This is a genomic window from Paraburkholderia sp. LEh10 (assembly GCF_017814945.1).
Lineage (GTDB): Bacteria > Pseudomonadota > Gammaproteobacteria > Burkholderiales > Burkholderiaceae > Paraburkholderia.
This window is the reverse complement of record NZ_JAGIPX010000014.1, coordinates 59,800-75,851: the sequence shown is the minus strand read 5'-3', so window position 1 is coordinate 75,851 and position 16,052 is coordinate 59,800. Positions and strand designations below refer to the sequence as shown.

At 64.9% G+C, this 16,052-nt stretch carries 7 protein-coding genes; all 7 read left to right on the top strand.

The window, feature by feature from the left end:
• Positions 1–154: 154 nt before the first annotated feature.
• The 7 genes from J8I87_RS14335 to J8I87_RS14305 all read left to right on the top strand — a co-directional run bounded on the left by J8I87_RS14335 (position 155) and on the right by J8I87_RS14305 (position 15,859).
• Positions 155–1,123 (top strand): LysR family transcriptional regulator, encoded by a 969-nt coding sequence (locus J8I87_RS14335; protein ID WP_209932109.1) that lies wholly within the window; start codon positions 155–157, stop codon positions 1,121–1,123.
• A gap of 626 nt (positions 1,124–1,749) precedes the next feature.
• Complete coding sequence (locus J8I87_RS14330; RefSeq protein ID WP_209932108.1) at positions 1,750–3,273, top strand: ACP S-malonyltransferase; 1,524 nt, start codon at positions 1,750–1,752, stop codon at positions 3,271–3,273.
• A gap of 85 nt (positions 3,274–3,358) precedes the next feature.
• Positions 3,359–9,439, top strand: coding sequence for an SDR family oxidoreductase (locus J8I87_RS14325; RefSeq protein WP_209932107.1), 6,081 nt, complete (start codon positions 3,359–3,361; stop codon positions 9,437–9,439).
• Entirely contained in the window at positions 9,436–13,725 is a 4,290-nt protein-coding gene (locus J8I87_RS14320) for a cytochrome P450 (protein ID WP_209932106.1), read from the top strand. Before J8I87_RS14325 ends, J8I87_RS14320 begins: the two co-directional genes overlap by 4 nt.
• A gap of 36 nt (positions 13,726–13,761) precedes the next feature.
• The gene (locus J8I87_RS14315; RefSeq protein ID WP_209932105.1) at positions 13,762–15,138 is read left to right on the top strand and encodes an NAD(P)-binding domain-containing protein; all 1,377 of its coding nucleotides are present in this window, start codon (positions 13,762–13,764) and stop codon (positions 15,136–15,138) included.
• Positions 15,135–15,413 carry a hypothetical protein gene (locus J8I87_RS14310; RefSeq protein ID WP_209932104.1) on the top strand — a complete coding sequence of 93 codons (279 nt, stop codon included), beginning with the start codon at positions 15,135–15,137 and terminating at the stop codon, positions 15,411–15,413. Before J8I87_RS14315 ends, J8I87_RS14310 begins: the two co-directional genes overlap by 4 nt.
• A gap of 26 nt (positions 15,414–15,439) precedes the next feature.
• Positions 15,440–15,859 (top strand): DUF4345 domain-containing protein, encoded by a 420-nt coding sequence (locus J8I87_RS14305; RefSeq protein ID WP_209932185.1) that lies wholly within the window; start codon positions 15,440–15,442, stop codon positions 15,857–15,859.
• Positions 15,860–16,052 lie beyond the last annotated feature (193 nt).

Genomic DNA, 16,052 nt, shown 5'->3' with positions numbered 1-16,052 from the left:
CGCGATCTTCAGCCGCTCGGTCAGGCCATTGGTGGATAGCGTTCGCGTACGCCATTAAGTGCATCGGTCATTGCAAAATCCTCACTCGCGAATTGCTGGTGCCAAGGTATCATCGATTTTCGCGAGCGACTATTCATCACAATGTTGACGGGCCATGAAGCAGAACTTCACAGTCAGGCAGGGCGCGCTGGACGGCGTCGAGGTGTTCCTGAGCGTTGCCCAGCATCGCAGTTTTCGCAGGGCAGCCGCGGAACTCGGCGTGACGCCGTCGGCCATCAGCCAGACGGTGCGTGTACTCGAAGCGCGCATTGGCGCGGCGCTCTTCATACGCACCACGCGCAGTGTCGGCTTGACGGAAGCCGGCGAACAGTTTCTTTCGCGCGCAAAGCCTGCCTTCGAGGAACTGGTCGCCGCCAGTGAGGTTGCGCGTGGATTCGGCCAGCGGCCAGCCGGCTTGCTGCGTCTCTCGGTGCCGCGCGCGGTAATCCCGACTCTGCTTGAGCTGATCGCATCTTTCTGCAAGGCTTATCCCGAGGTGGAGGTCGAGCTTGCCGCGAGCAAGGAGGTGATCGACCTTGCGGCCGAAGGTTTCGATGCCGCTGTCCGGCAGGGGCACCTTATTGCTGCCGACATGATCGCGGTGCCAATGACGCCGCCATTTCGGCTCATCGTTGTCGGCAGCCCTGCCTACTTCGCCGAGCGCAGCCGGCCCCGACACCCGAACGATCTTCGCCAGCACGCATGCTTGCGATGGCGGCAATCCAACGGCGCGCTCGCGCTATGGTCATTCAACGACAACGACCAGGCGATCGAGATCGCCGTATCCGGCCCCCTCATCGCCAGTGACTTTCCCACCACGCTTGGCGCGGCGATAGAAGGCATGGGCCTTGCCCAGCTGCCTGAGCCGCTTGCCGCTGTCGGGTTGAGATCGGGAAAGCTGGTAAAGGTACTGGACGCGTACGCGCCGGTGAGGCCGGGGGTGTTTCTATGCTATCCAGGCCGCCGGCAGATCATGCCGAAGCTGCGCGCGTTCATCGATCATGTGAAGAGCCGGACGGCGGGCGATGGCAAGGTCAGGATGCAAGCTGACGCGAGGCGCGCGAGGTCTCGAAAGAAAGGCTGATGGTCTGCGTGATTTCCACGCGGGAACGCGTTCGACTCGTCCCTGCTGCGTCGTTCTTTTCCGGTTCAAGGCTGCAAAGGCCGATCAATGAGTCATCGAAGGCATCTATAGCTCGCTCGTCAAAGAGATCCAGTCAGACGCAACAGCGCTCCTGTGGTTGTGTCTGGATGAAGCTGAATGCGTATCAAACATTCGTTCGATAAAGCCGACATTGAATTCCGCCACGCCGGCTTTCCGGCGATAAGTTGGACCACGAAACGCCGGGCCGAAGATTTCTGAAAAACTATTGCGTCGAGCGGTTAAATCCATCACCACAATCTGATTTTCACTGCGCGCGCATCATCCTGTTCGGCATCCATCTACATAATTCGCAAGACTCTTCTGCCAAACGCTTCTATTCCGTCTCAATATAAGAAAGGTTTTATTCAATGCGAGAATCTTCTCAGTTTTCAGACCATTCTTTTTTGGGACAATATATTACGATATTCTGATTAAAGCTTCAGAGTGAATATGTACGCAGGCAAGAGCGAATACCAAGGAAACCAAAATATGTGTTTGGTAAAAATCGACTTTTGCGACGCAAGCCATCGTCGCGTCTTGCGAAATGGTCTAAAAGAGTTGTCAGTATGAGCAGAGTTGCGTTTATGTTTCCTGGGCAGGGTGCGTTTTATTCAAATGCCCTGCTTTTTTCGAGATATGCTTATCGTTGCATCGATCCAATCTTGAGAATAATCGAGGCGGTGGCGAAACGCCGTTTGGGTCAATCTTTTCTCGATGCAATGTGGAACGGAGAACCTGCAGCCGCAGATGACTTCCGGGACAAATCCGATCTCTTGCAACTGGTTATCTACGCCATTTCGGTCGCGAACTTCGAAATTCTTCGGCACGAAAGCATCGAACCGGATGTACTGATCGGACACAGTTTCGGCGAAATTGCGGCGCTGGTTTGCGCCGGTGTGTATTCGGTGGAACAGGGCGCGGAGATCGTCTGCGACCGCATCGAATCGCTCGCCGCCGCGGCCCCGCGCGGTGGTTGCATGGCGGCCGTTTCGGCGGCGCCGGAAGCCGTGTTGGCTTCGCTCATGGCGTTTTACGCGGGCCGTGACGATCACGAAGATGCCCGTATTCAGGTGGCTGTCGAAAACCATCGCTCGCAAACCGTGGTATCCGGCCATGAAGACGATATGGCGGCGTTTATCGCGCATTGCGCCGCGCAAGGTATGACCAGCCGGCAGTTGAAATCACCTTATGCGTTCCATCACACCAGTCTCGCGAAAGCGGGTGAAGTGTTTTCGCAACGGCTGAAATCCTATTCGACGAAGGAGCCGCAACGCGCCGTTTATTCCCCGATTTTGAGCCGGTATTACGAGGCATCGGACGTTTTCGGAAATTGTCTAGCGCGGCATTTAACCTTACCGGTTAAGTTCTCCAACGGAATAGGTTTTCTCAGATCTGAAAAATTCGATATTTACGTCGAATGCGGGGCACTCGATGCACTTGGAAAAATAGTCATTCGAATTGCAGGCCCGGGCACGGTCAAAATTTTTTCGGGCGCCCTCGAAGCTCGCGACGAACTCGATCATTTCAGGAAAATTGCGGATTATTTTAAGGAGTTGAATATTGTGAACGCGAATGCCCAAACCAATCTCAATCAACACGATTTCGACGCATTCTGGCACGCTAGCGGTGCTGCGATAACGGCCAGTATCAAAGCCGAATTCGAGAAGTTTTACGGATTGAACAGCCTGCCGAGCCTCGCAACGCAGCCGCTGCGGATGGCCGCGAGCAATCCTGCGGTGGCGGTGGCTGCATCATCCCAGGCGCTCACGAGCGCGCCCAGCGCATCGGTCGCTCCCGCGCCAGCTACCCAACGCGTCGCGATCACCCGCGACCAGCTGTTCCACGAACTCGTGGCGATCTACGCGCAAGCGATGGAATACCCGGTCGAGGTCTTCACCGAGGCAGTCGAACTGGAGGCCGAGCTTGGCATCGATTCGGTCAAGCAGACGGAAATCATCCAGCGCATCAGCAAGCTCTACGGGCTGCCGCCGCTGCCGGCGGGTTTCCGCTTCGGCGACTTCAAGGCGATGGGGCAGATTGTCGATTTCGTGCACGCGCAACTGGACGTGTCGGCGGTCGCCCGTAACTAGGGCGCGCATTCCCAGTCGTGTGGCGGCCGCGGCTGCCTGCGCTATGCGATGTTTTTTCGTGGTCGATCTGGATAGTAGGCGTGCAATGTCAAGCTACAGTCTGAAAGGCAAGTTGGTTCTGGTGACGGGTGGTGCGAAGAATGTCGGTAAGACGATCTGCCGGCGCTTCGCCGAGCAGGGCGCTCATGTCATTGTGAATTTTTTCCATTCCCTCGACGCGTCGAGAGAGACCGTGGCGGAGTTGCGGGCGCTCGGCGCCACAGTCGACGTAATCCGTGCGTCGGTGGCCCAGCAAGGTCAGGTCGACCGGATGTTCGACGAGATCGAGACGAAGTACGGCCGCCTCGACATCCTGGTCAACAACGCGGCGTCGGGCGCGCTGCTTGGCGTCGGCGAGATCGCCTCCGAACATTTCGACCGCGCGCTCGACACCAATCTGAAGGGAGCGTTCTGGTGCGCGCGCCGTGCGGCGGCATTGATGGCGCGCACGGGCGGCGGCTCGATCGTCAACGTGTCGTCGGTCGGCTCGACGCTGGTGCCCGCCAACTACCTGGTGGTCGGCACCGCGAAGGCCGCGCTCGAATCGCTGACGCGCTATCTCGCCGTCGAGTACGCAGCGGACAACATCCGCGTCAACAGCGCGTCGTCGACGCTGATCGACGGCGACGTCGCGCGGCAATTCCCCGATGCCGACAATACGCGCCGCTCCAGCATCGCCGCGACGCCGCTCAAGCGCCTGGCAACGGCTGAAGATCTCGCCGACGTGGTGCTGTTTCTCGCCTCCGATGCGTCGCGCTGGGTGACAGGCCAGGTCGTCACGGCCGACGGCGGTCTGTCGTTGTGCAGCGAGGGGCTGTCGCCGCGTCCGCAGTGGGCGACCGAGAGCGCACCGTCGCCCGCGACCACGGCCGACGCGAACACGGCGGCGTCGCAACCCGGTGACCGCGCGGCGCAAGAGATGCAGAACAGCAACGGCCATAGCGCGAGCGAACACCTCGACGCGGGCGACGACGCAATCGCCGTCGTCGGCATGGGTCTCGCCGTGCCCGGCGCCAACAGCCCGCAGGAATTCTGGCGCGCGCTGCTCGAAGGCCCCGAGTTGTTCGGCAACGTGCCGCCCGAGCGCTGGGACTACCGCTCGTTCTATTCGGCGGATACATCGGCCGAAGACAAAAGCTACCAGTCGCGCTCGGTGTTCATCGACAGGTTCAACCCGACACCTGCTCTGCAATCCGAACTAAACGGGACGGACGGTAACCAGCGCGAACTGACCACGCTATGGCTGCGTCATTCGTTGTTGCAGGCGCTCGACGGCGTGCGCATCCGTCACGGCGATCGCACCTCCTTCCTTGTCGGCTATACCGCCGACGGCAGCCAGCATCTCGAGGAAGGAATGGTGCTCGCCGCCACGCGGACCCGTCTGCGCAGCGTGCTCGACGTAGCCGGCGTGTCGCCCGCGGAGCGCGACGCGTGCATCGCGCACGTCGACGACGTGCTGAACGCGCGCTACACCCGCGGCGGCGCGGGTCTCGCGGAGTTTTTCCCGCACCGCGTCGGCCTCGACGCGATGAAGGGCATCCTGCCCGACGACGCCGAATACATGATGGTCGACACCGCGTGTTCGTCGTCGCTGTACTCGGTCGACCTCGGCATCAAAGGGCTGCTGCTGGGTCAGCAGGACGTCGTCGCGTGCGGCGGCGCATTCGCGCTCGCGCCGCGCGGCTCGATCCTGTTTTCGAAGCTGCACGGCCTATCGCGTAGCGGCGAAGTGCGCCCGCTCGACGAGGCGTGCGACGGCGTGCTGTTCGCCGACGGCGCCGGTGTCGTGATCCTGAAGCGCCTGAAGCGCGCGCTGGCCGACGGCGACCGTGTGCTCGGCATCCTGAAGGCGTTCGGTTCGTCGTCCGACGGCAAGGGCAAGGCGATTTACGCGCCGAACGCGGAGGGCCAAGGCATCGCGATTGACCGCGCGTACCGGCAGTCCGAAGTGACGAGCGAGCAGATCGACTGGGTCGTCGCGCATGCGACAGGTACGCCGGCCGGCGACCTCGCCGAATTCCAGAGCCTCAGGGAATCGCTCGGCCAGCACCGGCCCGTGCATGTGACCTCGAACAAGTCGCTGGTGGGGCACACCGGCTGGGCAGCGGGCGTGGTGTCGCTGATCCAGGTCCTGCTCGGCCTGCAGCACGACTGCATTCCGCCGCAGCACCGCTTTGCGAATGCGCCGCAGGAATTCGATCTGGCCACGACCGGGCTGACGATTCCGACTCGCGTGGTCGACTGGCCGCGCGAGGCGCACCGCGCACGCGCCGCGGCGGTGTCCGGCTTCGGTTTTGGCGGCACCAACGGCCACCTCGTGATCAGCGAGTACCGGCCCGATCTGCCCAGCGCGCCATCCGTGCGGCAACACCGCAAGGCGCCGCTCGCGATCGTCGGCTGGTCGGCAAAATTTCCGGGGCTGGCCGACGGCGACGCGGTGTCTGCGTGGCTGCGCGGCGAGGGCGCGGCACCGCAGGCGAGTTTCGGCCTCAACTACCCGCTGCCGAGCTTCGAGCGTGTGCGCATGCCGCCCGCGGTGCTGCGCGCGCTCGACCGTTGCCAGCTCATGTCGCTCGACGCCGCGCACGATCTGCGCGACAAGCTGCAGTCGTTCTGGAACGCGCATCGCGACACGATCGGCATCGTGATGGGCCACATGGGCCCGACCCGCAACGCGGCACTGTATGCGAGCCGCTGCTATCTCGACGACATCGAAACGGCACTGCGCGGCGCGCCCGGCACCGCGAAGATTCGCACGATCGACACGGCGCTTGCCGGCTTGCGCGAGAAGACCCGCAGCCTCGTGCCGCCGACCACCGAGAATTCGTTCCCCGGCATGATGCCGAACGTGATTCCGGCGCGCGTCGCGAACTATCACGACCTGCACGGGATGAACATGACCGTCGACGCCGGCCATGCGTCGACGCTCGCCGCGTTCGAAGTGGCCGCGCGCTTTCTGCATGGCGGCGAGCTTGACATGGTGATCGTCGGCGGCATCAACGGCAACGTGGCCGAGGAAGTGCAGCCCGCGTTCGACACCGCATTGGCCGAAGGCGTCGTGCTGTTCGCCGTGACGACGCAGGCGCAGGCTGAGGCGGCCGGCTTGCCGGTGCTCGCGTGGGTCGAGACGGACAGCGCGAACGGCAACGACGCGACCACGGCGCTCGCGCTGTGCGATAGCGAAGGGCGTGCCGTCACGTATGCAGGCGCCGACGCTGCCGTATCGGTATTGAGCGCACTGGTGCGCGAAGAAGCCGTGGCCACCGTGTCGACGAGCAATCCGGGCGATCGTGCGCGCTTCTCGTTGCGCCTGATACGCGGCGGCGACGCATCGCCTGGCGATGGGCCGGATGCGACAAATCGCAAGGCGTTGGTTGAATCGCACAAACCACGCAGCGCAACGCCGGCTGCATCATCGCAGCGCGCAATCGCCAATGCGGCGGCAGCCGTAGCCGCCGCAGCCGCGCCGGCCATCTTGCGGCAAGCCCTCTACCAAAGCACCGCCGCTGCCGACGGCGAACCCCTCGGCATCAAGCGCTACCGCATCGAGTTGCAGGACATGCCGTGGCAAGCAGGCGCCGAGCCGCTCGAGTTCCTTCCCGCGAAGTGCGTGGTCGTGACCGACGCACCGCAGCTGCTCACCGGCCTCGCGTCGTTGCCGCGCGATCTGATCGTGCTGTCGACGCAACCGCTCGCCGAAGCGCGCGAGGGCTGGCATCACGTGCAGTCGCGCGGCGAAGAGGCGCTCGCCAACCTGTTGCACGACGACGTGCAGCACGTCCGCGTGCTGAGTTCGCTGCGCGTAAGCACGCTGGTTCCACGTCAGGTGCCGCAACCCGCGCCCGAACTGCTCGCGCTGCACGATCTCGCGTTCCTCGCATTGAAGCGCTGCCACGATGGCGTCTCCCAGCACGGCTCGTTCATCGCGCTGCTGCTCGACGCCGTCGCGGATACCGTGCTGCATCCCGAAGCCGGGCTGTTCTCCGGCCTGACGAAGGCACTCGCGATCGAACTGCACGACACGCGCTCGCTCGCGGTCTTCACGAGCAGCACCGTAATCGGCGAGGCAATCGCGCAGGCCGAACATGAGAGCGGCGCGCTGCATCTGCTGCCCGTGGTGGTGCTGAGCGGCGGGCGCCGCCTCACGACCCGCGTGACGGAGTCCGCCGGCGAACTGCCGGCCGACCGGCTCGCGCGGCTCGGTCCCGATTCCGTGGTGGTCGCATTCGGCGGCGCGCGCGGCATCACCGCCGAGTTGATGAAGGCGGTCGCGGCTCACTATCGCCCGACGCTTTATCTCGTCGGCAGCAGCCGTCTGGACGACTATCCGCCCGAGACCTTCGCCGGCAGCGACGAGGATTTCGTCAAGCGGCGGCCGCAATATATCCGCGAGCAGAAAGCGCAGCATCCCTCGATGCCGCTGCCGCAGATCATCAAGTCATTCGAGCGTCAGGTCGAGGTGCGCGCCGCGCATCGCAACATCGAGGCGATGAAGGCGCATTGCGGCGCCGAGCGGGTCCACTATCTGCGCGCCGACGTGTTCGATCGCGCCAGCGTGCACGCGGCTGTGGAGCAAATCACAGCACGCGAAAGCCGCATCGATCTGGTGGTCAACGCGGCGGGGCTGAACCGTTCGGCGTCCATCCCGGTCAAGGCCTACGACGATTTCGTCGCCGTGCGCGACATCAAGGTGCGCGGCTACTGGAACCTTCGCGAGGCGTTCGCCGCGAACCCGCCGCGCGCATGGTGCAACTTCGGCTCGTTTATCGGCCTGACGGGACAGTCGGGCGAAACCGACTACGCGTCCGGCAACGACTTCCTCAACACGCGCGCCGCGTACCATCGCGCGGTGCTCGGCCACGACGAATTCACGATCGGCTGGACCTTGTGGCGCTCGGTCGGACTCGGCGCCAATCCGGTGACGCGCGCGTTCCTCGAAAAGAGCGGGCTGTTCACCAGCATGCGCACCGAAGAGGGCGTGCACCATTTCCTGCGCGAACTCGATCTGATCGACCGCGCGGCCGCATCGGTGCATCTCGGCGTGCCCGAGAAGCGCGCAATCGAAGCGCATCTGCCGATGTTCTTCAAGGCGCCTCAAGCGAGCGCCGCGAGTTCCGCTGTCGCCAGCGGTCGCGCGGGCGTCGGCGTCGGCGACTTCTATCTCGGCCGCGAATTGCAGCGCGACGCTCAGAGCGTGACGTTCGAACGGGTCTTCGATCTGCAGACCGACGCGTATCTGCAGCATCACGTCGTCAACGGTTTTGCGACGCTGCCCGGCACGTTCGTGCCCGAACTCGCCGCCGAGGCCGCGCTGAAACTGATGCCCGGCCTCAAGGTGGTCGGCTTCCAGGACGCGGCGTTCCATCACTTCCTGCGTGTCTACGACGCACGGCGAAGAGGCGTGAAGCGCATCCACGCACAGATCGTCAGGCGCGATGGCGAACTGACCACGCTGCAAGTGCGGGTGACGGGCGACGTGCACGCGCCGGGCGGCCACCTGCTGGTGCGCGACAAGCTGCACTTCGAGATCAAGGTGCTGCTCGCGCCCGTCCATGAGCCCGCGCCGGGCTGGGCACGCTGGCCGGACGCGGGCCATACGCCGATCGCCGATCCTTACCACTTCTCAGCGGCGCCCGTGCATCTGAGCGGGATGTTCGTGTCCACCACCGAAACCGGTTCGGCGCCGCCCGGCAAACGCGCGCGCTACCAGCTCGGTGTGGCCGCCGACGACCCGGTGTTCTCACGCTTCGTGGTGCCGAGCATCATGCTCGATGGACTCGCGCGCGTCGCGGTGCTGAACTACGTCGCCGACGACTACATTCCGCTCGCCGCGCCGATGACAATCCGTCGCATCGATATCTACGAGGACGGCAACGATTGCCAGCTGGCGAGCCGCTATGACCGCATCGATCTGTATGCGACGCCGCGCGAGTTCTCGCTCGAAGGTGTCGGCTCGCGCAACCGCTTCGTCGCGGTGCGCCCGGATGGCCGCATGCTGATGCAGATGAAGGACGTGTCGGGTGTGATCGTCGGCTACGTGCATCGCGATAGCGGCGCGTATGTGTCGAAGGCCGACGTTGACGCGCTGGTCGCCGCGCGCGCCATGCCGAATCGGGTGCCGGCATGAAGACCAAACGGCTCGCACCCGGCCCGCGCGGCAGCTTCGTGATGGGCAACCTGGCGGAGTACAAGCGCGACCCGGTCACGATGCTGCTGAAGCTGCAGCAACAGTACGGGGACATCGCGCGCAACCGGCTCGGCCCGTTCCTCACCCATGCGCTCGCGCATCCCGAGCACGTGCAGTACGTGCTGCAGGAAAACCATCGCAATTACGTGCGCGGCCGCTTCTACGAGAACTTCAAGCTGTTCTTCGGCGACGGCCTGCTGACTACCGACGGCGAGTTCTGGCGGCGTCATCGTCGCGTGGTGCAGCCGCTCTTTCACCGCAAGCAGGTGGACGAGCACACGACGGCCGTCGGCGAGTCGGCGCTCGCGCTCGTGCAACGCTGGGGCGACCTGCCCGACGGCCAGCCGATCGAAGTGGTCGAGGAAATGATGCATCTGAGCCTGGGCATGCTCGGGCTGATGGTGTTCAACACCGATATCTCGTGCTTCGCCCGCCAGGTCGGGCCATCCGTGCGTTTCGGTATCGCGGCGATGATGCCGCAAGGCAATCTCAACGACTTCATCCCGCGTTGGCTGCCGACGCCTTTCAATCGCCGCATCGCCGCGGCGCGCCGCAACATCGACGTGATCGTCGCGAAGATCATCGAGGATCACCGCGAAGGTCATTGCGACGCGAGCGACGTGATTTCGCTGCTGCTGAACGCGCGCCATCCGGAGACCGGCGAGCCGATGACGCCGCGCGAGGTTCACGACGAAGTGATGACGGTGTTCCTTGCCGGTCACGAAACGACAGGCAGTGGGATGGCGTGGGCACTGTATGCGCTCGCGCAACATCCCGGCGTGCTGCGGCAACTGCGCGAAGAACTCGATGCGCGGCTCGGCGGGCGCGCACCGACGCTAGAGGATCTCGACGCGCTGCCGTACCTGACCCAGGTGGTCGACGAAGTGCTGCGCGTGTATCCACCGATCTGGGGCTTCACACGCGATCTGATCGATGACGACGAAATCGGCGGCTTTCATATTCCGGGCGGCTCGTCGGTGTTCATGTCGCCGTACGTCACGCATCGGCACCCGGCGTTCTGGCGCAATCCGGACGCGTTCGATCCCGAGAACTTCGCGAGCCACGCGCCGAGTCCGCATCGCTTCGGCTACTTCCCGTTCGGCGGCGGCATGCGCAAGTGCATCGGCTTTCAGACTGCATTGCTGCAGATGCGCGTGCTCGTGGCGGTGGTCGCGCAGCACGTCGATCTGAGCGTATTGCCTGGACATCCTATCGAACGTGGAGCGCTGATTTCACTGCGGCCGTTGCAGGGGATCCGGATGGTTGTCAAGGCGCGGCGGTGGGAGAAGGAGCGGGTAGGGCGCGCGGTCGATGCTGGTGGTTCGAAAGGAGAGGCTGCGGCTGCCGTCGTTGCGTGCGCCGATGCGGCGGCTCGTGCTTCTGCTTCGCACGCCAGACGCGTGGATGACACGCCAACGAGTTTGACGCCGCGAAACGAAGCGGCGAGCGGCTGCCCGTTCGCAACACCGGCCGCCGCACCGCAACCGGCCGTCACGGGGAATCCGGCCGTCACGGGGAATCCGGCTGTCGCGGGGAATCCGGCTGTCGCGGCGAATTCGGCCATCATGGGGAATCCGGCCGTCACGGCGAATGCGGCCGTCACGGCCAATCCGGCGCCCGGTTCTGCAGTTGCCGCTGCGCGTGCGAGCGCCGCCGACGTAACGGCCGCGGCAGCATCGGTCAATCTCGGCGCGCCAACCTCTTCCCCGTCGCCCGAGGCCGCGAGCACCGTCCCCGCTTCCCGCTTCACCTGGTTTGCGTCCGAAATCGACGCGGTGCCAGCGACGCCCGCACCTGAACTCGGCGGCAAGCGTGTCGTGGTCGTCAACGGCCGGCCTGCCACCGCGGAGCGTGTCGCGGTCGCGTTGGCGCGCGGCAGTGCGCGAGTGTCGGTCTTCGCGCCCGGCGACGCGGAGCCGCTCGAAGCGGCGCGGACGCTGGTGCGAGAGGCGGGCCCATTCGACGGTATCGTCGACCTCGGTCTCGAGCGTGCGTACTCGCTGGATGCCGCCGCCGCATGGGAAGCGCCGATGCGAAACACCGTCGCGATGCTGCAGGCGTGTTATCCGAACTGGGAAGTGGAGGACAACGCATCGCGCCTGTTCTACCTCACGGTGACGTGGATGGACGGCCTGATGGGCTACGGCGAGAGCGCTGCCGGACCGCTCGTCCAGCCGCTCGGCGGCCTGTGGGCCGGTCTCGCCAAAACGCTGCCGCAGGAAATCCCCAACTGCAACGTGCGCGTGCTCGACGTCGGTCCCGACGATACCGCGCGGGCCGACAGGCTGATCGTGCGCGAGCTGTATCGCTGGGGTTTGTTCGAAGTCGGCTATCGCGCGGGACGACGCTACACGCTACGCGCGCGCCGCCACGAATTGCCGGCGCCGCCGCCCGGCGCAGCAACCTTTTTGAAGCCCGGCGACACGGTGCTGTTTTCCGGCGGCGCGCGCGGCATCGGTCTGCTGTGCGCGAGCGCGCTCGCCGAGCGCTACGGCTGCACGGTGATCGTAACCGGCCGCGACGCGTTGCCCGACGGCACCGAAGCGTGGATGACACTCGACGACGCCGGCTTCCGTCGCTACGGCGAAGAGCAGTTGCGTCTCGCGACCCGTGAGCGCACACCGAAGAGCATTCGCGATCAACACGCGCGGCTGCGTCGCCGCCGCGAACTGAAGGCCGCGCTCGATGCGATCGCCGCGCGCGGCTTGCCGGTGCACTACCGCGTCTGCGACGTCACCGACGCGGCAGCCGTGCGCGCGTTGTGCGACGAATGGCGCGGCACGCTGCGCATCGTGATCCATAACGCGGGTGTCGATCGTCCAGTGCGGCTGACGCAAAAGAGCGCCGACGCTTTCATCGATACGGTGCGCACCAAGGTCGCCGGCTTCGCGAACCTGTGCGCGGCCGTCGCCGGCTCGCCGCGTCTCGTGCAGTTCTGCAACGTCGGCTCGCTGACGGGCCGGTGGGGCGGCATGACGGGCGAGACCGACTACGCGGCGGCCAACGACGCGCTCGCGCGCCTCGGCCTGTGGGCACATCGTCATGCGCTGTCGTGCAGCGTGAAGACGCTGGTGTGGCCGACGTGGGAAGACGTCGGGATGATCACGAACTTCGCGGTCACCAAGCGCTACATCACACCGATGTCCGCCGACGAAGGCGTGCGCCACTGGCTGCGCGAACTCGCGAGCCGCGACAGCGGCGAAGTGATGTTCATGGGCGAGGTCGGGCCGGCGCTGACGCCGGTGCAGATCAAGGGCTTCGCGCCGATCCTCGCATTGCCGAACATCGCCGAGCTGGCCACGCGTCATCACCATGCGGGCGAGCCGCAGCGCTTCCGGCCGTTCGGCGGCTTCGCGACGCGCTATCGGATCGACCCGGGCGTCGCGCCGGTCGCACTCGCGTTTCGCGTCGACGGCCGTCATGCGCTGCCTGCGGCGATGCTGATCGAGCATGCCTGTTCGGTCGGCACGTGGGTGATGCCGGCGACGCCGGAGCCGCAGCACCTGGAGGCGCTGACGAACGTCGTGATCGGTCTGCAAGCGTTGCCGCTCGAATACGACCGGGACGTCGACACCTGCGGCGAAATAATTCTGCATACAGAAGCAAACGGTTATCTGCGCGACGAATGCTGGCATGTCGATGTGCGTTGCACGCATGCTGAAACGCGCGCCGAACTGTTGGGGCTGACACTTGTTTACCGCGCGGGCCCGGCGCCTGCGGCGGCGGCGCGCATCGCGTGGCCCGCGCGCGCGTCGCTGGGCGCGGCGACGCTGCCGCCGTCGTCGGGATTGACGTGGAACGCGCATGTGCTGCCAGCGGCCGACTGGCAGGCGCCGCTCGACCCCGCCAGCGAGATCGTCCGGATTGGCCGCGTCGCGTGTGCCGATGCGTCCGACCTGTGGGCCGTGCCGTTGCCGCCCGAGTTGCGGCTGCCCATCAATCACGTCGAGAACATCCTGCGCGCGCTCGCGGCCGATCAGGCACGCGAGCGCGCGGCGACACCCTGCGTGTGGCGTATCGGGCAGATCGCGTGCGGCGCTCTACCGGCGGCGAGCGCCGCAGCCATTGTTCAGTACCGCGACGGTCATTTCGATGTCGTCGATAGAAGCGGGCAACTGCTGCTCGAACTGCGCGACATGACGTTGGAAATGGCGAAGGCGGCCGAGCCGCGCGAGCCTGTCAAATCGCGCGAGCCGGCCGAAAACGCCGCCGCGCACGCTGCCTAACCCTCGTACACCCAGCAAGAAAGGACCCGATTCGCTATGACCCAGCGGGATTTCAGTTCGCGCTATTGCATCATCGGCGCAGGGGCGGCCGGTATCACGGCCGCCAAGAACCTCGGCGCGCAGGGCATCGCGTTCGACATCATCGAGCGCGAAGACGACGTGGGCGGCACCTGGTATTTCGGTCGCGACAGCAGTGCGATCTACCAGTCGGTGCATATGATCAGCTCGAAGACGTTTTCCGAGTACACCGACTTCCCGATGCCGGCCGACTACCCGACCTACGCGCGCGCCGATCAGGCGCTCGACTATCTGCGCAGTTACGCGCGGCGCTTCCGTTTATACGAGCACATCGAATTCGGCCGCTGCGTATTCGAGATCAAGCCGGTGGCGGGGAGCCCGCTGTGGGACGTGGTGCTCGATCGCGGTGAAGTGCGCCGCTACAAGGGCGTGCTGGTCTGCAACGGCCATCTGTGCAAGCCGCAGATGCCGGCCTATCCGGGCCACTTCGACGGTTTGCAACTGCACTCGGCGCAATACAAGACGCCCGACGTGTTGAAGGGCAAGCGCGTGCTGGTGGTGGGCGCCGGCAACTCGGGCTGCGACATCGCGGTGGAAGCGGTGCATCACGCGCAGGCGGTGTTTCACAGCACGCGGCGCGGCTACTTCTACTGGCCGAAGTTTCTCTTTGGCATTCCGGCCGACCGTTGGGCGGAGTGGCCGCTGAAAATGCGCATGCCGCTCTGGCTGCGCCGCTTCGCCGGCGAGCGCCTGCTGCGTCTGACGACGGCCGGGCAGCCGGAAGAGTACGGCCTGCCGAAGCCCGATCATCGGCTGTTCGAATCGCACTTCATCATCAACTCGACGCTGTTCTATCACCTCGGCCACGGCGACCTGAAGGCCAGGCCCGACGTGCTCGAACTGTGCGGCGACCGCGTGCGCTTTCGCGACGGCAGCGAGGACCGCGTGGACGTGATCGTCTATGCGACTGGCTTCGAGCTGAGCTTTCCGTTCATCGATCAGGCGTATCTAAGCTGGAACAAGAGCCAGCCGCAGCTGTACCTGAACATGTTCGACGCGCAGCATCCGAACCTGTTCTTCATCGGCCTGTTCCAGACCTCGACCGGCAACTGGCCGCTGATGGACTACCAGTCGCAACTGGTCGCGCGCTATCTGCGTGCCCGCGACGCCGCGCCCCAGCAGGCGAAGCGGCTCGACAAGCTGATCCGCAACGACCGCTCCGACTGGAACGGCGGCATCCAGTTCACGCCGACGCAGCGCCACTCGATCGAACTCGAGCATTTCGCGTACCGCGCGCAACTGAAGCGCCTGATCCGCAAGCTGCCGGGCGCGCCCGCCGCGACCGCGATGCCGCCGCCGCTCACGCGATTGGGCGAGGAGGCGACGCAAGCATGAGCGATTTGCCTGTCACGAACGCGGTCTGGATCGAACGCGTGCACGAGAGCTACCTGCTCGACAGCGTTCGCATGACGGGGTCTCGCCGACGTGTCCGCGCGGATCGCGCGAAACGCGGCGCGTCGTGCAGCGGCAAGACCACGCTGCTGAACATGATCGACTGCGTCGATCGGCGCGGCAGCGGGCGCGCGGTGATCGCCGGCGAGGACTCCGCGTTGCTGTCCGACTCTTTGATCAACGAGTTTCATTCACGACATCGAGGAGAGATCGAATGAACGAGCGCATCGTAAACCAGCCCGCGATGAACGCAGGCACGGCCGGTCGGCGCGCATTGCAGGTGGCGACCGTGATCCTCGCGCTCGTGCCGGTCATCACTGGCCTTGTCGGCATGATGGGGCTTGGCGACCCGCTCTATGGGAAACTGCTCCTGCCGCATGACGCGACGCTCGATAGCAACCTGCGCTTCTATGCGGGCGTCTGGCTCGGCCTCGGGCTGGCGGCGTTCTGGATCGCGCCGCGCATCGAGCGCGAGACCGCGTTGTTTCGCGCGCTGTGGCTGATGATTTTTATCGGCGGCATCGGGCGGCTCGTGTCGCTGGTCGCCGTCGGTATGCCGTTTGCGCCGTTTATCGGCTTCACCGCGCTAGAAGTGATCGGCGCGCCGCTGTTCGTCTGGTGGCAGCAGCGCGTCGCGCGTGCCGCGGCCGCGCGGCGGTCGTAAGCGCCCGACCCGGGTATGTCGTCGCGCACTAACCTGAGAACAGCTTCGCATTTGTGCACGTCATTGCGTGTGTCGTCATTGATTGTGACGCCACGCTTGGGCCGGTACGAGGCACAAATGGCCACGAATGCAGGCCCCGGCAGTTCTGCGGGCCGCGCAGGGACGGTGCACATCGAGGCGTACAAACAGGACC

Bases quoted from the DNA above. Each gene is read 5' to 3' on its own strand.
- J8I87_RS14320 (WP_209932106.1), top strand. From the start codon at position 9,436: ATGAAGACCAAACGGCTCGCACCCGGCCCGCGCGGCAGCTTCGTGATG.
- J8I87_RS14305 (WP_209932185.1), top strand. From the start codon at position 15,440: ATGAACGCAGGCACGGCCGGTCGGCGCGCATTGCAGGTGGCGACCGTG.
- J8I87_RS14310 (WP_209932104.1), top strand. From the start codon at position 15,135: ATGAGCGATTTGCCTGTCACGAACGCGGTCTGGATCGAACGCGTGCAC.
- J8I87_RS14315 (WP_209932105.1), top strand. From the start codon at position 13,762: ATGACCCAGCGGGATTTCAGTTCGCGCTATTGCATCATCGGCGCAGGG.
- J8I87_RS14325 (WP_209932107.1), top strand. From the start codon at position 3,359: ATGTCAAGCTACAGTCTGAAAGGCAAGTTGGTTCTGGTGACGGGTGGT.
- J8I87_RS14330 (WP_209932108.1), top strand. From the start codon at position 1,750: ATGAGCAGAGTTGCGTTTATGTTTCCTGGGCAGGGTGCGTTTTATTCA.
- J8I87_RS14335 (WP_209932109.1), top strand. From the start codon at position 155: ATGAAGCAGAACTTCACAGTCAGGCAGGGCGCGCTGGACGGCGTCGAG.